Here is an 18,902-nt window from a genome sequence, read left to right on the forward strand (position 1 = left end):
TTCCCGATTTCTGGTAAATACCAATATTTATACTTTGATTGAGTTTATGAGCTTACTAAAATTCGTAGGATCAATGCCGATGTAATTGGCCAGATACCGGTGCGGGACCAGTTGGAGTATGTGCGGGCTGCGCTGAAGCAGTTTTTTGAATTTGTCCGCCGATGAATAGCACTGTAGTTCTGCCAGCCGCTCCAGTATGCCCGAGAACGCATGGGTTAACCCCAGCCGGATCATACTGTCAATGGCCGGATGGCTGGCCATCAACCGGTTCAGATCATGGGCGGAGGCGCGCAGAAACACAGATGCCGTCAGGGTTTCGAAGTAGTAGCGGGACGGCTGCCCGAGCATAAACGCATCGACTACGCCGGCAAAAGAAGGGGGGTATGAGAACACAATCGTTGCTTCCCGATGCAGATCGTCGAGATAGTACACCCGCTGTACGCCGTCCAGCACAAAATACAGGTATTTTTCCGGTCCGCCCGCTTCTGTCAGTATGACCTTTCGTTTAGCCGTAAACGGGTGCCAGATGGCCGCAAAAGCCTGCCAGTCGTCGTCAGCCAGTGGCCGGATGGCTTCCGTTACCTGTTTCAGCGCATCGTGTTCAGCCGTCGTCATACTTCTTCGGGGGAAATAGTTTCCGGAAGCAGGCCGGCTTCCGGCTTTTTTATGTAGAGCAGTGTTGTTTCAAACAATTCGTGCCGCAGGTGTTGCTGCACCCAGGTCGGATCAGCTCCGGTATCAATCAGAATCTGCCCGGCGGTATGGCGGAGGCTGTGCGCCGAAATGTTTTTCCGTTTCAGGTTCATTGCTTTCAGGTAGCGGTCTATCCGGTAGCGGATCTGCCCCGTCGTCATATCCGGAAATAAATGCTGTCCGTTATGGCCGGTGGCTGCAATGCCGGTTTCGGTGAGGTAGTTCCGGATTGCCTCTGCACAATCCGGAAAGAGGTCAATCGTTTTTTTATCCGACTTGCCGCGGCCGGAGATACTTATTTTTTCGTTGTCAAAATCAATATCCCCGACGGTCAGCCTCGTTACTTCAACGGTCCGCAAGCCCTCTGTAACCATCAGCATCACAACGGCCTTATCCATCGGGTTGTCAATGTTGCGGAGAAATTCGTCTCGCTCCTCAATCGTGAGGCTGTCTTTATGAAACCGGCGTTCAACCGGTATGCCTTTTATTTTTCTGATGCCGTCCAGCGCCTTTACCTGCTCTTCGTTAAGGCCAAGCCGACCGGCATTTTCGACTACCCAGACACCGAGCTGCTTAACGGACGACAAATAGAAATTGATTGTAAAGGCCGACAGGTTTTTCTTTTTCAGCTGCTGGATATAGGTGTTAACGGTCTGGCTGGTAAATGTAACGTGCTTACCGGCGGTGCGTTCCTCATGCATAAACTTGAAGAACACGGTCAGTGCCTGCGTGTAATTGTCCTTTGTTTTTTCGCCCATCAGGTGAACGGCTTCCCGGAGGTAGCTGTCGATCAGGAAACTGGCATTAGCGGGGATAGGCTTTTGGGCAGGCGGATCAGCCACTACGCCCGGAAAGCCCAGTACCTGAAAAAACATAAAGAATTTTTTAATCGGTGAAATTTTATTTCCGCTCTTGCCCTCTCCGTATACCTGTAATGTTGCCTGCGTTATCGGCAGATTATTGGAGAGGCAAAACTGGATAAATTGCCTGGTCAGCCGCGGATAGTTGCCCGGATTCGGTAACCACTTCTCAAACAAAGAAATAAGCTGACTGACGGTCAGCACACTCTTTGAGTTGACGTTTACGGGACGGACTAAGGTTATTGACTCTTTTTTAGACATATTGCAAATGTAAGCATCATGCCCGAACCTGATGCATACGGAAGGTTTTTCCATGCTGCCCGGCAGCATACGGGCCTTCTGAACCAACTTCCGTACGAACATGACTGAACAACAAAACCCGCAGCAAACAAACCCCAGACCACCGATTGCGCCTTTGTTAAATGATTCTGTTAACGAATCACTGGAAGGGCCGAAAACCAGAGGTTCCGAACTCCGCTTTATATTCCAGGTTGGCTGGGAGCTACTGAAAGGCCTCCGGAAACTGCATTTTGTCGGTCCCAGTGTAACGGTATTCGGTTCTGCCCGCTTTCGTGAAGGGCATCCTTATTATGAGATGGCCCGTGAAGTGGGCCGCATGATCCGTGATCTTGGCTTTACGGTAATGACCGGTGGCGGCCCCGGGATCATGGAGGCGGCTAATCGTGGGGCATTTGAATCGGGCGGGCGCTCCGTAGGCTGCAATATCCGGCTGCCGTTTGAACAGCAACCCAATCCCTACCTGCATACCAGCGTAACGATTAATTTCTTCTTTGTCCGCAAGGTCCTGCTGCTGAAATATTCCTACGCCTTTGTGGTACTGCCCGGCGGCTGGGGAACAATGGACGAGCTGTTTGAAACCCTGACGCTGGTGCAGACCCGCGTTATACAACAGTTTCCGGTTGTGCTGATGGGAAAAGACTATTACCAGCCGCTGATGACATTCATGGAGGATATGCAAAAGCGGGGTACCATCAGTAAAAAAGACCTTGACCTTGTTTGCCTGACAGACGACGTTGCAGAGGCAAGGCAACACATACAGACGTATGTACAGCAGAACTACAAGATTATTTCAAGACGAAAGCCCCTTTGGTGGCTGCTCGAAAAAGTGTAAAGCGTCAGCAAAGTTGAAGTAAACAGAACTCGTTGCCCTGAGTGGTTCTGATGCTAATAAAATAGGTGTCAGGCTGCATGGCGTTCATATTCAGCGTAACCGTATCATTCAGGTCCTCTTCACGGCGCAGAATCAGTTTACCCTCTGTATTTACAATCGTAATCATCGACATGGGTTGTGCACTTCGCAGGACAATCATTTCGGTATTGACCTTCCGGAAACTGAGCATATTCGGGGCGGCAGTCCAGGTTGTCTCCGGCCGGTAGGATTTGTGCAGGCTGGCCAGATAAAGATTTTGATGCCGGTATCCGGCTTTGGCGCCAGGCTGATGGTGCGTCCGGACATAAACCGGTTTGTTATCCGGATCGATATGGTGCAGAAAAAAATAGGCTCCCTTTTCGTCGATACCGCTTAATGGCAGGTCGTGTTTCCTGACATAATCCTGTACGTTGTTGCGCCGTTGGTATTCCTGAGAGTCATTACCGGTAGATAGCGGCGAGGCTTCCGGCGGCCGGATCAAAAGCCGCGCTGCCGGCGACATGCTACCGACGTAGGTTAGCAGAAAAAGTGTGAGCAGAAAGAACAACTGAACATACGGTATCATGGATAACACATTTACAGGGAGTAAGAGTCTATTTGGCCAAAACTAAGCATAGCGCCCCCAAAAAAAACTACCCATATAGGTAGTTTATGGGCATAAAATTTAAAAACTACCCATATGGGTAGGGCAAAATGTATAGGAATGGAATAGCTTTGGTGCAGCTATGGTGAAACTAAATCTCCGGATAAGTCAAGTTTCAGGAGTCTATCCATCACCAGACGTCTAACCAAATTCTAATCATTCTACATTTCGTGTTATGCGACTAAAACTTTACGTAAAATCCGTTAGTCTGATGCTCATAACAGGAATGCTTTCGGGTAAGGCATTGGCGCAGAAGAATTATTTTTCTGCCGTAGAAAGCCAGCCAACCCGAAATGCATCCCTGATGGCAGACGGCCCGTCGGGCGTCCGTACCTATCAGCTGAAAACGCAGTCACTGCGGACGTACCTGCTGAGAGCCCCGCTTGAATCGAAATTCAGACCTATTCCTTTGCAACTTGACATTCCGTTACCTGATGGTCGGGTAGAATCCTTTGCCATGCTGGAATCGCCGGTGCTGTCAGCGGCACTTGCCGCTAAGTACCCTTCCATTAAAACATATACCGGAAGAGGCATTAATAACCCCGGCTATCAAATCCGGCTTAGTCTGACCAGCAGCGGCTTCGATGCCATTATCCTGGGTGTCGGTAATGATGCGGTCTACATCTCCAAAAAAACGGCACTCGCTACGGATCAGGATTATCTGGTTTATTCGGCCAAAGAAGTCAGAAAGCAGGAGACCGTACAGGCGTTCGGGCAGGTTGGCAAATGCGGTGCCGTAACGCGGGAGATTGATCTGAAAAACGTAAACGCCAATGGAGCCGCGCGTGAAGCCGCCCTGGCCAATAATACCGGAACTTCATTACGTACCTTCAGATTGGCTATGGCCGCAACCGGTGAATTTACTCAGCGCAAGGGGGGGGGCAATGTTACAAATGCATATAATGCGCTGGTTGCCTACGTAAACCGGATGAACGCCGTTTACCGTGCGGAGCTGAGCGTTGCTTTTACGCTGGTAACGGGTGAAAATATCGTTTATCCAAACCCGAATACAGATCCATATAACAATGCGGATCAATCGGCGATGCTGGCAGAAAACCAGCAGAATCTGGATAAAGTTATCGGTAGTGATAAATATGATATTGGTCACGTGTTAGGAGCTACCGCCGGCTCAGGCGGGGGTATTGCAGCTGCAGAATCCGTGTGTAAGGCAGAAACGAAAGGGCAAGGGGTTTCAGGTGTAGGCGACGGGTCTTTTGCCGCCGTTTTCGATGATCAGCTGATCAGTCATGAAGTAGGACACCAGTTCGGGATGAGTCATACTTTTAACAGCAGCATCCCGGTTTGTACGACGCGTGAGGCCAAAACGTCGGTAGAGCCGGGTTCAGGTACGACCATTATGAGCTACGGATACACCTGTAGCAACAACACGGGTAATGATGACTATGAGTCGACGTACCAGCCATTCCTGAACTTCCACACAGTAAGTTACGAACAGGCGGTAAATTACATCAATACGCAGTCGTGTTATAGCTCATCGGCCCTGACGAACGCCGTTCCGGTGATCAATAAATTCCCGTCGAATACAACGATTCCGAAATCAACGCCGTTTGTCCTGACCGGTTCAGCAACGGATGCGAATACCGGTGATAACCTGACGTATTCATGGGAAGGAACGAATATCGGCGTGATTGTACCGGACCCGTCGGTTTTCCTGAATACCGCCCAGCCGCCGTTTTTCCGGAGCTATCCGCCGGTGGCAACCGGTACGCGGACTTATCCGCGTCTGGAAGCGATTTTGAACGGCTCCAATACTGCCCGTGGGGATAAACTGCCGTCGGTTGGTATTGAAACCACCCACCGGATGACCGTCCGGGACAATGCCGGTGGCCTGACCTATCAGACCGTTACCGTCACCATCGACGGTAATTCAGGGCCATTTCTGGAAACGACTAATCTGTCAGGCCGCTATCAGGGCAGCACCCAGCAGACCATTACCTGGAGCGTAGCAAATACCAATAACGGGCCGGTAAACTGCCAGAACGTGGATATTCTCCTGTCGACCGACGGCGGGCAGACCTTCCCGACGACGCTGCTCGCCAATACACCGAATGACGGCAGCGAGCCGGTGACGTTACCGAATGTGACCACCAGCCAGGCACGGATTAAGGTACAGGCCAGCAATAATATCTTCTTTGATATTTCGAACAGCAATTTTACCATTATTGATCCGAACAACCAGCCGCCGGTAGCCGCTACCATAGCCAACCAGACCGGTACCCTGGATGCGCCGTTCTCGTTTGTCGTACCGGCCTTCACCGATCCGGAAAATCAGCCGTTGAGTTATTCGGCAACCGGTTTGCCAGCCAATCTTTCGTTCAATGCAGCAACGCGGACCATCAGCGGGACACCGAATGCGTTGGGGACATCAACCGTAACGGTTACCGCGGCTGACCCTGCCAGCGCCACAGCATCGGCCACGTTTACCATTTCCATTAATCCGGGACAGGTGGTGCCGCTGGTAGTAAATCTGGTGGTGTCGCCGACAAGTATTCCGGCCAACGGATCAACATCCGGCACGGCAACGGTTTCGGGCGGACGGGCACCGTATACCTATGATTTTGGTACCGATGCCGGTGCCGGAATTTCAACGACCGGTAACCGCGTAACCTATACTGAAATGTCAGCGGGAGAACACAACCTGACCGTTAAGGTCACCGACAGCACCCTACCAACCGCCCAGACCGTAACGGCAACGTTCAAGGTAACTGTAGGGGCAACGGGCGCGACACCGGTTGTGAAAGTAAATAGCCCGGACCCGGTGGCGGGCGAAACTAAAGCCGGTTCGGCAAAAAATCCGGCGATGGCAAAAAACAGCCAGAATGTACGTGCCACTGCAGACGAAAATATTGATCCGGGTATTATCAGCTTTACCCGCAGCACAACCGTCGGCACACTTGTAGTGTATTACTCCCTGGGCGGAACGGCTACACCAGGTGTAGACTTCCTGAATCTACCAGGTTCAGTAACGTTTGCAGAAGGCGAATCGGAAATATTGATTGAAGTTGATCCGATTGCGGATGATTCAGAAGACGAAGGCGATGAAACGGTGATTATCAACCTGATTGATAAAGACGACTACGATCCGGATCCCGCCCAGACCAACACAACAGTTACCATTAAGGACAAAGCTGCGACCACGCCAATGCCGACGAGTCTGACGATTACGAGCTTTACTTGTAACGTGACCAACTCGGTACTCTCAAGTGTCAACTTCGTGGTGGGCAATGCCAACGGAACGTTCAGTCCGCAGCCGGCACCGATCTTTATCAACGGCGTTACCGGAAACGGTCAGCTGGGAGTGAACTACTTCCTGCCGTTCGACAACAACCAAAGCACACTGACGGTACAGGATCAGGCCACGCGGTCAACGTATTTTGTGTGGAACTTCCGGCAGGCGTGTGCTAATACGACAACGCCACCGGTACCGCCAACTCCGACACCGTCGAGTCTGACGATTACCAGCTTTACGTGTAATGTAACGAACGGCGGACTGTCGAGTGTTAATTTCGTGGTAAGCAATGCCAATGGGACATTCAGTCCGCAGCCGGCACCGATCTTTATCAACGGCGTTACCGGAAACGGGCAGCTGGGGGTAAACTACTTCCTGCCGTTCGACAACAACCAAAGCACACTGACGGTACAGGATCAGGCCACGCGGTCGACGTATTTTGTGTGGAACTTCCGGCAGGCGTGTGCTAATACGACAACGCCACCGGTACCGCCAACCCCAACAACGTCGAGCCTGACAATTACCAGCTTTACGTGTAATGTGACGAACGGGGCGCTGTCGAGTGTTAATTTCGTGGTTAGCAATGCTAACGGGACATTCAATCCGCAGCCGGCACCGATCTTTATCAACGGCGTGACGGCTAACGGCCAGCTGGGTGTAAATTACTTCCTGCCGTTTGACAACAACCAGTTCCAGCTGACCGTACAGGATCAGGCCACGCGGTCGACGTATTTTGTGTGGAACTTCCGGCAAGCCTGTGCCGCCCGCGGCGCAGCGCGCGAAGCTGCTTCGACAGACGCTCCGTGGACAGTTAACGTGTTAGGAAACCCGACGAGCCAGAACATTGATGCGGTAATCAGCGGTGCAAAAGGCGAAACGCTGATGATGACCATCACAGATGCTGCCGGCCGGCCGGTTATGACCCGCCGGGTACAGCCGCAGACGCAATCACACAAGGAAATTTTTGATGTCTCATCGCAGAGTACGGGGCTGCTGTTGTTGAAAACCAGCTCAGACACCCACGTCCAAACGATCAAGGTGATTAAAAACTAGGTTCCTTTCTGGTGGTAATTATGGTAAAAGGCTGTCTGTTCAGGCAGCCTTTTTTCGTCTACAGGCTAAAATCAACTGCTCAGGTATAGTCATTTTTGATAATTAAGTTACCTTTAGCGAAAAAATATATCCAGCAATGAACAGAAAAATCCACTACGCATTGGTAACAGTTCTTGGGCTCTCCACGCTCCTTACGGCATGCGATGAACGGGTAATCGGCCGGTCCGAAACCCAGTATTTTACGGTAAATGACTTTACGAATCCCATTGTTTCTACCCTGCATCCGCTGTCGCAGTATCCGAATAAACTGAACATTCAGATAAAAGGCACCCTGGATAAACCGGTTATTATGACGCTGTTGAAAGGCCGTCTACCGGCTACGCAAAAAGTTTTCCGGCGCGATTCAATTGCTGCGGGGACAGCCATTGATTTGAAAATCAACGAGGATTATTACGAAAACGATACCCTGCAACTTAAACTTACCGGTAGTAAAGCAACAAACGGGGCACTGTCGGTAGAATGGTCACGTAACTAAACCGTCCACAACGAATGAAAACGTTATACATACCACTATTACTGCTGATGCCTGTATTGGGATACACTCAGCAACGACAACAAAACCTGCTGACAATCGGAGCCGGGATTAACGTGCTCAGGATACATGATGCCGGGGTAACAGGGTTTCACAAAACAGTACGGCTCGGTTATAATTTTGCCCGTAACCGGTTCCTGATTTCGGCTGATCTTGGCTATGCTTATCTGTCGAAGAAAAACAGTTCAGTACCCGGAGAATCAAACATACCGAAACCCAATACCTGGGAGCGCGTTACGGCTGATTTAACCGGATTCGTACAGGTAATGCCATCGGCTTCACGGCATTTAATGCGCATTGGGGCTGGCTTTTCAACTTGGGCCATTTCGAATAATGTCTCGGGTGAAAGGTATGTGATCGGCAGCAATTCTGTACCGGCAGGAAGCGGATATACACAGAATCACCTCAGCGCCATCCGGACCGGAGGAAACGTATCGGCTGAATACGGATATAAACTACAGAAAAATTTCCACCTTGAGCTGCGGCTACGGGCAGTGATGCTGAAAGACGGCGGTGTGAATCCGACGGCGGGCGTCGGAATTAGTTATTTGCTGTAGTATTTGATACTGACTAACAGGCATTAGCCGTTTTTATCGTCATAGTGTAAGAATACTACGGTTCAGCAGTTAACGAATAACGGTATAATCATCCATAAGCTTAAAAAAATGCCTCAGCCAGACAATCTCCGGCTGAGGCATTGTACCGTATAAATGGATTGCTTACTTGTCCAGAAACTTGACTTTTGAGATTGAAAATAAAGGCTGCATAGCCGTTGCGGCATCATTTTTAAAGACAAAATACAGGTCGTGCTTACCCTCTGTCGGTTTCAGGGTGACAAAAACCGGCTTAGCGGCGAACGGGTTAAAGGCCGGCTGGGCCGGTTTTTTGGCAGCATCGCCCTGTTTTGCGTTTTCCTTCTGCTGTTGTTCCATTTGCGCCATAAGCTTTGCCACGTCCACTTCCGGTGCCAGTTCCAGGTTGACCTCGCCAATCACCGGACCAGCAGGGGAGTCAATATGCACTTCCAGTTTCCCGCCGGCAGCGCCCTCCCGCCGTTGGGCAGCGGCGTTGGTTTCCAGTTTCTGAATCCCCGTCAGATCAAGTTGTTTAAAGCCGAAATAGCCGTTATTGAACGCAATGATATTCTCACCCTTACCCATGCCTTTTGCTTTCACGTCCACCCCTTTGATTACCTCGGCGGTTGATGCATCTACGTCAGGGCTACGGAGTATAATGAGTTGTTCTGACGTCTGCGCCGGTACATTTTTCCCGCTCAGGACACTGCCCCGGTCGGTATAGGCGGCACGGATCAGCACCGATCCACGACCATTATCGCCTTCCGGTAATTTCACGGGATAAGCCCCGTTGAGCGGCAAGCTGCTGTACGTCTTTTCGTCAATGTTCAGGATGTAATCAACCAGCGTACCGGCATCCGCCACCGACATAGCCGGATGGCCAGGCATTGCCACTTCGCCCCAGATACCAACCCCACCATTGCGGATTTTTGAAACCAGACGTTCGGCAGCACCGGCGTCCCCTTTGTATTTGGCAGCAATTGCCGTAAACGCAGGACCTACTGATTTGGTCGCAATCTGGTGACAGACTTTGCAATCGCTCTGATTGATAATTGAGTGAGCAACTGCATACTGTGTAGAAGCATCTACGCTTCGGTGCTCCTGTTTCACCTCAGCAAAGTCAAACCCTTCCGAAGTATAGTTGATACTCATGGCTACCTGCTTCGGATTGATCGCTTTTCCACCTGCGCTTTCAAGCCCGCCATCTTCCTTATCGTTCACCTGCACCGTGTACTGAATTGGCTGTTCTTTAAAGAAAAACGTTTTGTTACCGGTCAGGTTTACAGCAACCGCCGGTGGTTCGTTACCGGCAATAATTTTCACCGACTGGCTATTTTCGGCACCCTTCGGATCTTTTACGGTAAGGGTAGCTGTATACACACCGGCCTTATCGAAGGTAACAGACGGATTCGGCGTCGAAAATACGCGCGGAGCAACGCCGGGAGCAGAGACTTTCCACTGGTATGTCAGCTTATCACCGTCACGGTCGGTACTGCCATCAGACAGCAGAGTCAGTTGCAGCGGTACCGTACCACCTTGTTTACTGGCTGATGCCTGAACGATTGGTTTCCGGTTACCGCCGTTGTATTCAATTCTGACTAAGCGAGAGTTATCACTTTTCCGGAACCAGTTGCTGCCGTATTCCAGCACATACATATCGCCGTCTGGCCCGAACTTCATGTCAATTGGCTCGACGGGGTGATAGCCTGGCAGCACCCGCTCCATCGACTTGTAATTTCCGTCGGCATCCATGGTAATGGCCATGATCCAGCCACGGGAGAAATCGGTGGCAATCCATTTGCCTTCATAATAGGCAGGCCACGGCCGCTTAGCACCCTTAAAGTCATCCTGATGATAAACCGGTCCACCCGTTGCCGAACGCGATCCGGTGCCCACCAGCGGAAACTCTTCGGAAACGCCATACGGATAGTAAATAAAGGACGGTGCGACCGGCGGTAATTCGCTCAGACCGGTATTATTCGGCGAGTTATTTACGAGGTGATCCGGATCTTTTTTGGCGAGCGGCTTATTGGTGGCATAATCAAACACAGGGAATGCCTGCCGGTTACCGACAAACCACGGCCAGCCGAAGTTGCCGGGCTTTCGTGCCTGATTCAATTCATCATATCCGCGCGGCCCGATTTCGGAATCCTTTGTCGCATCAGGGCCAACTTCGCCCCAGTACAGGTAACCGGTTTTGCTGTCGATTGAAATCCGCCACGGGTTGCGGTGGCCCATCGAATAGATTTCAGGCCGCGTTTTGGCCGTACCTTTCGGGAACAGGTTCCCGTCGGGAATGGTATAGGTTCCGTCCGGCTCCGGGTGTATCCGCAGGATTTTTCCGCGCAGATCATTGGTATTACCGGCGTGCCCCTGGTCATCCCAGCTGCTGCGGTCGGGACGTTCGTCGGTCTGGGCAGCCTGCTGGTTTCCGGTATTGTTGCCAACGGTGAGGTATAGGTTGCCGGCTTTATCCCAAACCATGCCTCCGCCGGTATGGCAGCATACTTCGCGCTGGGTAGTAACTTCAAGCATAACCTTTTCACCGCTTAAGGCATTTTCCTTGTATTCGAAGCGGGAAAGAATGTGTTTGGGAGCCGTCGGATGGGCGTAATACAAATACATCCAGTGGTTCTTCGAAAAATTCGGGTCAAGCGAGATACCCATTAATCCTTCCTCTGCCTCTGAGACTTTTCCCTCTTTCGACGTGTATTTCGTGTTAACCGGAATGGTCGCAATCAGGTCAACCGTTTTTGTTTCGGGGTCATATTTTTTCATCGCCCCCTTGCGCTCCGCGATAAAGGCAGTACCGTCTTTGAGGACTTCAAAAGCCATTGGCTCATCGAGGTCTTCGGCAACAACAACCGGTGTAAAACGGGACTCATCGGGTTTTCCGGAACCATCCTGAACAATGAAGGAGGCAAGGCCGGTAAACAGTGAAAGATGCAGCACCACCGAAAGCGGGCGCAGTAAAGTAGAAGTAAACATTACATCATCAGGTTTAAGGGACGTTTATGTACGCTGTACGTACAAATTACGTAAAGAACATGGATTCTTCAAAACCGAATAATTAAACCTGATATACAAATAATTCTATTAACACCGGTAAATTGCAATTTGAAGGCATGTTCCGGCAAGCATTACTCCCGGAGTAAACGGCAATGGAGCAGGAAACAGGTTTACGCGGCGACAGGTAAGGTAAACCGGAAAAGTGCCCCCTGATCCACCGTTTTATCAACATCAATATCTCCCTGCATGGCTTCAATAAACTCTTTCGAAATGGCCAGACCCAGTCCGGTACCTCCCTGTTTTCCCTCCTGACCGGGCGCCTGAAAATACCGTTCAAAAATCCGGTTGTAATATTCAGGCCGGATACCGGTTCCATAATCGCGGACCGAAAACTGCACCGCGTTTGCTACGGTCAGTACAGTTATGTCAATTTTACTTTCGTCAGGGCTGTGCCGGATTGCATTCGACAGTAAATTGATCAGCACCCAGGACACTTTATCCGGATCGGCCAGTACATTAGGTAATCCCTGTTCAACGGTCGTATGGACGGTTATGTGCTTCTGGGTAGCGGGTATGGTTAAGGCGTTTTTGGCAACAGCAACGAGCTCTTCGGGACGTACTGACTGAAGCCTTAACTGAATCTGCCCCGACTCGGCCTGCGCCAGATTCAGCAGCTCTCCGGTAATGGCCAGCAGCCGGTCAGCGTCTTCACGGATATGCCCGACCAGTGCATGCTGATCCGGATTCAGATTGCCGATACGACTGTCATCCAGCAGCTTAAGGCTCATTTTAATGCCGCTGATCGGCGTTTTCAGTTCATGGGATACCGTAGCGATGAAGTTTGTTTTAGCCAGATCAAGCTCTTTATACGGGGTAATGTTTTTCAGTACGATGACAAAACCGGCATTTACGGGCTGCTCTTCACCGGTACGCAGGACGTTTACCGGCTGAATTTGTTTAGTATAGAAATTCTCCTTGCCGCTTGCCGGGTCATAAATCTTTAACATGGCCGGCTCCTGCACCTGGTCTGTTCCGTTTTGTAACAAACTGCGCAACAGATCATTATGCAACGCAACATCCGGCGCATACTGCCCGATCAGCCGGGCTTCCGGCACTCCCAGTAACTGAACCGCTACTTTATTGGCAAATACCACCGACCGGTGCTCATCGAACCCGATAATTCCGTCGGTCATGATCTGAATCAGGGTATCAATCCGGCGTTTTTCAAACAGGACCTTTGCCAGATTGGAGTGTTCGTATTCATCCAGTTTCTGCGCCATGTTGTTGAATGAGCGCGCCAGCTCACCGAATTCATCGTTGGATTTAAAGTAAAGCCGCTCTTCAAAATTACGGCTTGTTATCTGCCGGATGCTGTTGGTCAGTTCAACCAGCGGATTGGCAACGTAGCCCGGAAAATTAACGGTAAACGAAAAGACAATCAGAAAGCAGACCGCTCCAACCACCGTAAGCCAGACCAGTGCATTCTTGGCCGTAGCCTCGGCCGTTTCGTTCTTGCGGAACATGGCCTGCCGGTTAATATCATCCAGTTGAATCAGGCTCTGCTGCACCCGTTTCAGATTCTGGCTATCCATCGGCTTCGATCGGAAGGTATCAAATGATTTTCTGAGGCTTTCCGTGGCCTGTTGCTCCCCCGCTTCAGTGATGTTGGCCTCCTGTTTTTTCAGCGTTTTATCAAAGTCTTCCAGATCAGCCGGTTGCCCGCCCAGAAACGCTTTCTGCATCGAATTGACATATTCCAGCGAAATGTAATTGTCCTTTAAAATTTCCTTTGCATCGTTCGCCAGCTGATTCAGGTAAAAGGCCCCTAACCCGCCAAGCAGCGTAACGATCACGAACAGAAATCCCATTCCGAGTGCTATTTTCGATTTCAGTGTCATGATAGTATAATTAAGTCGACGTCCAACCCGGATAATTTATTGATGAGCTGATTGAAAGCAAACGTACGCAAAATGATTTGTACCAGCTTAAGATGTGGTTTACCGATGCATACCGTGGTAATCTGCCGTTTTTCAACTTCTTCCATCATACAATCGACAATATTATTGCCCTTGGCCTGAATGACCTCGGCACCGAGTTCAGTCGCCAGTTTCATGTTGTTGATCAGATGCCGCTGTACATCCAGTTTGATCCGGTCGGGGCTTTCGGCGGGCGTCTGTACATACAGCACATACCACCGCGAATTGTAGTAACTGGCCAGCCGTGCCGTTTTGCGGATAATCCGGCGGGCGGTCTGCGGATTACTGCTGATACAGGCCATAAACCGGTCGTGGCGCAGGGCATTCGGGCTCATTACCGCCTGGTCAACGCGCCGTTCTACCTGTACGGCAACTTCTTTCAGCGCCAGCTCACGCAGTTGCAGGATCTTATCGGGCTGAAAAAAATTACGGAGAGCCGTTTCTACTTTCGCCTTTTCATAAATCTTGCCTTCCTTAAGCCGTGTAATCAGTTCATCGGCGGTCAGGTCAATGTTCACAACTTCATCGGCCAGCTGAATAACGCGGTTAGGGATTCGTTCCGTTACCTCGATACCGGAAATGCGCTGCACCTCATCAAACAGGCTTTCGAGGTGCTGGATATTTACGGCAGAAATGACGTTGATACCGGCATCCAGTATGTCCAGCACATCCTGCCAGCGCTTTTCATTTTTTGATCCGGGAATGTTGGTATGCGCCAGTTCATCAACGATAACCAGTTCAGGGTGCAGGTTTAACACCGCCTGCAGGTCAAGTTCTTCCAGGTGTTTGCCCTTGTAAAACAGTGTCCGACGCGGGATCGCCGGTAAACCATCCACCAGCGCCTGGGTTTCAGAGCGCTGGTGGGTTTCAATAAATCCGATTCTGACATCTATCCCGCTTTTCAATAAACCGTGTGCTTCCTGTAACATACGGTATGTTTTTCCGACCCCGGCACTCATCCCGATGTACACCTTGAATTTGCCACGGCGGGAGGCGCGGATCAGATTCAGAAAACGTTCGGCATTTTGATCATTGGGTGCCATTGGCCGTAGCGGTTAAAACTGAATAGAGAGACTGGTTGTCAGGGCCGTATTCAGGCGCGCAGGGCCGCCCTGCCGGTTGTCAAAATACGTACCTTTCCCGCTGAACTGACGGGCCTCAATCCGGAACAACGCCCGGGGGGTAACCGCATAATCGGCGTTCAGGGAATAGCCCAGCGTTTCAAATCCGGAACCTGACCGCGTAGCAATGATCACTTCATGTTTATCCTGAAAGTACTCAATCCGGCCTGCTATCCTGAACGCATCGGTACACTGATACCGCAGGATGGCTACCGGTGTCAGCCAGGTAAAATAACCTTCGCCACTCCGCCGGCCGTTCAGTACCGGCATACGGTCCCTGCCAATATCAAACCCAAGAATAACCCCGACTTTATGGCGCTGAAACTGCCCGTACAGGTTATGGTACATCCGGTGCTGCGACAGTGAATCCGGCCGGTCTGAACCGAAAAACGTACTCCAGTTGAGGGTAACTGAAGCCGACGGGCGGTATTGCACCTGCGTACTGATACCAGGTTTTGATAATCCGTCCAGCCGCTTTATGCGCTGCCAGCCGTTTACGACCGACCCCAGCAGGGTCCACTTCCCATCCGGGGTATTATAGGTCAGCTTAGCGCCTGCCAGATAGTAGGGGGAGTTTTCGGCCACCATACTCCGGGTCAGCGTCCAGTTGTCTTTTCCGATGGCACTTTCAAACCCGATGTGGGAGGAAAATACACCCGCATCCAGCCATAGATCCGCCGACTTACTCAGTTTAACACCCGCGTTTGCTTCGTAAATATGCTGCATCAGCGGTTGTTCAGCGGCATAATTGTATTGTGCATACGTGCCCGCCTGTAATGCTAGATTCCCTCTGACCCGTTCGGTCTGATAAGCAAGTTTGATGAATGCAAGATTCACGTTTACCTCACGGTTCCGTTTAAAATTATACAGAAAGCCGGGACGCTCCTGCGTCAGCTTCGGGCTATTGAGCTCATGGGCATAATAGGCCTCTATGTAGCCCGAAACGGTCAGTTCATTATTGGCTGATGGTGTGGCTATAGCCGGAGTCACTGAAGCGGCGGTGCGGAGGGTATCGGTTTGCTGTGCCAGCGCCGGAACGCTTAGTACGGCCAGTAAACCGATATTGCTTATTAAATTTTTCATACCACTGAGATGTATTTTCTGCAACACACAAATACCTCATAGTCAAAACTTTAAACCACATAGACACATATGCAATTTAAGACGTTTATCAACTTTGTTTTTCTATGTGACTATGTGGTAATTCCATTTTATGAATACCGGATTACAGGTGTTGCTGACGTTTTATTTGGGAGCTACTTCGTTTTCAGCGCATCAAGCGCCACGTTGAGTTTTAGTACATTTATGGTTGAGGGACCGAACAGGCCCCAGAGCGGGCCTTCCGTGTGTTTGTCAAGCAGCGATTGCACGGCTGCTACCGGCAGATGGCGGGCGTTGGCCACCCGTGCTACCTGTACCGATGCTCCTTCCGGCGAAAGATCAGGGTCGAGACCGCTCCCCGACGCCGTTACGAGTTCAGCGGGGATCTGCGCCTTCTGAACAGTCGGGTTGTGTACCAGAAAGGTATCAATCCGCTCCTGTACCGTTTTCAGGTAATCCGGATTGGAAGGTCCTTTGTTGGAGCCTGCCGAACCGGCCGCGTTATAATCGACCGCCGAGGGGCGGCCCTGAAAGTACTCGTCGCGGGTAAATGCCTGACCGATATTGGCATACCCTACCACTTTACCATTCACAGAAATAGTCTCTCCTTTTCCTTCTCCCGGCGCAAACCGGGCAATCCCCGCCACAACCAGCGGATACACAACGACCAGTAACACAATCATAATCAGCGTTAACCGGATGGCAATCAATATGTGCGATTTCATGATGTTTTTAGGTTAGCAGTCAGCCGGTTAATGGCTAAACCGATGATTTTCAGAAAAATAACCCTACGAGCAGGTCGATCAGTTTGATACCGATAAACGGGACAACAATACCGCCCACCCCATAAATCAGCAGGTTGCGGCGCAGCAAGGCAGAAGCACCAATCGGCTTGTAATCAACGCCTTTCAGCGCCAGCGGAATCAGCATCGGTATAATGATTGCGTTAAAAATGACCGCCGACAGAATGGCCGACTCAGGGCTGTGCAGGCGCATGATGTTCAGGTGCTGCAACGCCGGAATTGAGGTGATGAACAGGGCCGGAACAATGGCAAAGTACTTGGCTACATCGTTGGCTATCGAAAAAGTGGTCAGCGTTCCGCGGGTAATCAGCAGTTGTTTCCCGATTTCAACGACCTCAATCAGCTTCGTCGGGTCATTGTCCAGGTCAACCATGTTGCCAGCTTCCTTGGCCGCCTGTGTCCCGCTGTTCATCGCCACCCCGACATCAGCCTGGGCAAGCGCCGGAGCGTCGTTTGTTCCGTCGCCCATCATCGCAACCAGCTTACCGCCCTGCTGTTCGTGGCGGATATAGTTCATTTTATCCTCCGGTTTGGACTCTGCGATGTAATCATCTACCCCCGCTTTTTCGGCAATAAATTTGGCTGTCAGGGGATTATCACCCGTCACCATCACCGTTTTTACCCCCATCCGGCGCAGGCGCTGAAAGCGTTCCTGAATGCCGGGCTTGATAATATCCTGCAATTCGATGACGCCTTTCACGATGTCATTTTCACTGACAACCAGCGGAGTGCCGCCATTGGCCGCAATGTCTTTGGCCTGCTGCATTGTTTCGGCCGGAAACGGATTTCCAACGCGCTCTACCAGTTGCCGGATTGAATCTACCGCCCCTTTCCTGATGCGTTTCCCCTGACCGTTTGCCGGCAGGTCAATCCCGCTCGACCGCGTTTCAGCCGTAAATTTGATCAGCGTTGCGCCGTCAATCGACAGGTTACGGGTCAATTCAGGCCCCCATTCGCCGGTTTTGGCCAGTTCAACGATGGATTTACCTTCAGGGGTTTCGTCGGCCAGCGAACTCAGCGTACTGGCCACCACCATGTCGGTTAACCGCACACCCGGAGCCGGATAAAACCGCGTCGCTTTCCGGTTACCGATGGTGATCGTTCCCGTTTTATCGAGTAACAGCGTATCGACATCACCTGCAGTTTCCACTGCCCGGCCCGATTTGGCAATCACATTGGCGCGCAGGGCACGATCCATTCCCGCAATACCGATGGCCGACAGCAGACCGCCGATCGTGGTCGGGATAAGGCAGACAAAAAGTGAAATCAACGCGGCGATGGTGATCGGTGTATTGGCATAATCCGCAAACGGCTTCAGCGCGATACAGACAATGATGAAGATCAGCGTGAACCCCGCCAGCAGAATCGTCAGCGCAATTTCATTCGGCGTTTTCTGGCGGGAAGCGCCTTCTACCAGCGCAATCATTTTATCCAGAAATGATTCGCCGGGCTGCGTAGTGACCAGCACCTGAATTTTATCAGACAGGACTTTTGTCCCGCCCGTCACCGACGAACGGTCGCCGCCAGCCTCGCGGATAACGGGCGCGGATTCGCCGGTAATGGCCGATTCGTCGATGGTGGCCAGCCCGTCAATAATCTCCCCGTCGGACGGGATAATGTCGCCGGTTTCACAGACAAAAACATCTCCTTTTTTCAGTTGAGAAGAAGGAATGATCTGGAGTTCGTTCAGCTTCATTTCGCCGACAGGGCGGATAGCTTTCGCCGGTGTTTCTTCGCGGGTTTTCCGCAACGACTCGGCCTGTGCCTTCCCACGGGCCTCGGCAATGGCTTCGGCAAAATTGGCAAACAGGACAGTCACCAGCAGAATCAGCGTGATTGTCAGGTTATAACCCAGCGTTCCCTGGGTCGAATCGCCGGACAGGGCAATGTAGATCGTTACGAGCAACATCACGAACGTACCGATTTCGACCGTAAACATCACCGGATTCTTAATCAGGATGGCAGGATTTAATTTTTTAAACGAGTCGCGCATGGCGGCTCCCACCAGCTCGCGCTGAAACAGGCTGGTGGATTTCTGTGAGCTTGACATATCGT

At 51.2% G+C, this 18,902-nt stretch carries 13 protein-coding genes; 4 read left to right on the forward strand and 9 right to left on the reverse strand.

What is annotated here, in order from left to right; all coding sequences use genetic code 11:
* Positions 1–27: 27 nt before the first annotated feature.
* Together AC23NW_RS16520 and AC23NW_RS16525 are read right to left on the reverse strand one after the other, a co-directional pair.
* The gene (locus AC23NW_RS16520; RefSeq protein ID WP_487450739.1) at positions 28–615 is read right to left on the reverse strand and encodes a Crp/Fnr family transcriptional regulator; all 588 of its coding nucleotides are present in this window, start codon (positions 613–615) and stop codon (positions 28–30) included.
* Positions 612–1,814 (reverse strand): tyrosine-type recombinase/integrase, encoded by a 1,203-nt coding sequence (locus AC23NW_RS16525; protein ID WP_487450740.1) that lies wholly within the window; start codon positions 1,812–1,814, stop codon positions 612–614. The genes AC23NW_RS16520 and AC23NW_RS16525 overlap by 4 nt, the downstream gene beginning before the upstream one ends.
* Positions 1,815–1,914: 100 nt before the next feature.
* Between AC23NW_RS16525 and AC23NW_RS16530 the strand changes: the two genes are divergently transcribed.
* Entirely contained in the window at positions 1,915–2,685 is a 771-nt protein-coding gene (locus AC23NW_RS16530; RefSeq protein ID WP_487450741.1) for an LOG family protein, read from the forward strand.
* Positions 2,686–2,689: 4 nt separating this feature from the next.
* Here AC23NW_RS16530 and AC23NW_RS16535 read toward each other — a convergent pair whose 3' ends face one another.
* Positions 2,690–3,289 (reverse strand): hypothetical protein, encoded by a 600-nt coding sequence (locus tag AC23NW_RS16535; protein WP_487450742.1) that lies wholly within the window; start codon positions 3,287–3,289, stop codon positions 2,690–2,692.
* Positions 3,290–3,542: 253 nt separating this feature from the next.
* On the opposite strand from AC23NW_RS16535, the gene AC23NW_RS16540 reads away from it, so the two are divergent.
* The 3 genes from AC23NW_RS16540 (at position 3,543) to AC23NW_RS16550 (ending at position 8,819) form a co-directional block, all read left to right on the forward strand.
* Positions 3,543–7,670, forward strand: coding sequence for a reprolysin-like metallopeptidase (locus AC23NW_RS16540; RefSeq protein ID WP_487450743.1), 4,128 nt, complete (start codon positions 3,543–3,545; stop codon positions 7,668–7,670).
* A 136-nt stretch (positions 7,671–7,806) separates the two neighbouring features.
* Complete coding sequence (locus tag AC23NW_RS16545) at positions 7,807–8,205, forward strand: hypothetical protein (protein ID WP_487450744.1); 399 nt, start codon at positions 7,807–7,809, stop codon at positions 8,203–8,205.
* A gap of 14 nt (positions 8,206–8,219) precedes the next feature.
* Positions 8,220–8,819: a hypothetical protein gene (locus AC23NW_RS16550; protein ID WP_487450745.1), complete on the forward strand. Its 600-nt coding sequence runs from the start codon at positions 8,220–8,222 to the stop codon at positions 8,817–8,819.
* 162 nt (positions 8,820–8,981) lie between these two features.
* Here AC23NW_RS16550 and AC23NW_RS16555 read toward each other — a convergent pair whose 3' ends face one another.
* The 6 genes from AC23NW_RS16555 to kdpB form a co-directional block, all read right to left on the reverse strand.
* Entirely contained in the window at positions 8,982–11,825 is a 2,844-nt protein-coding gene (locus AC23NW_RS16555) for a PQQ-dependent sugar dehydrogenase (RefSeq protein WP_487450746.1), read from the reverse strand.
* 191 nt (positions 11,826–12,016) lie between these two features.
* Positions 12,017–13,744, reverse strand: a complete 1,728-nt coding sequence (locus AC23NW_RS16560) for a sensor histidine kinase (RefSeq protein ID WP_487450747.1) — start codon at positions 13,742–13,744, stop codon at positions 12,017–12,019.
* A complete protein-coding gene (locus AC23NW_RS16565; protein WP_487450748.1) occupies positions 13,741–14,865 on the reverse strand; it encodes a sensor protein KdpD in 1,125 nt (374 codons plus the stop codon). Before AC23NW_RS16565 ends, AC23NW_RS16560 begins: the two co-directional genes overlap by 4 nt.
* A 12-nt stretch (positions 14,866–14,877) precedes the next feature.
* On the reverse strand, positions 14,878–16,026 hold the full coding sequence (locus tag AC23NW_RS16570) for a porin (protein WP_487450749.1): 1,149 nt from the start codon (positions 16,024–16,026) through the stop codon (positions 14,878–14,880).
* A 173-nt stretch (positions 16,027–16,199) separates the two neighbouring features.
* Positions 16,200–16,769: a K(+)-transporting ATPase subunit C gene (locus AC23NW_RS16575; protein WP_487450750.1), complete on the reverse strand. Its 570-nt coding sequence runs from the start codon at positions 16,767–16,769 to the stop codon at positions 16,200–16,202.
* 49 nt (positions 16,770–16,818) lie between these two features.
* Positions 16,819–18,897: a potassium-transporting ATPase subunit KdpB gene (gene kdpB / locus AC23NW_RS16580; RefSeq protein WP_487450751.1), complete on the reverse strand. Its 2,079-nt coding sequence runs from the start codon at positions 18,895–18,897 to the stop codon at positions 16,819–16,821.
* Positions 18,898–18,902 lie beyond the last annotated feature (5 nt).

It is taken from the genome of Arsenicibacter sp. R0_47, assembly GCF_057652235.1.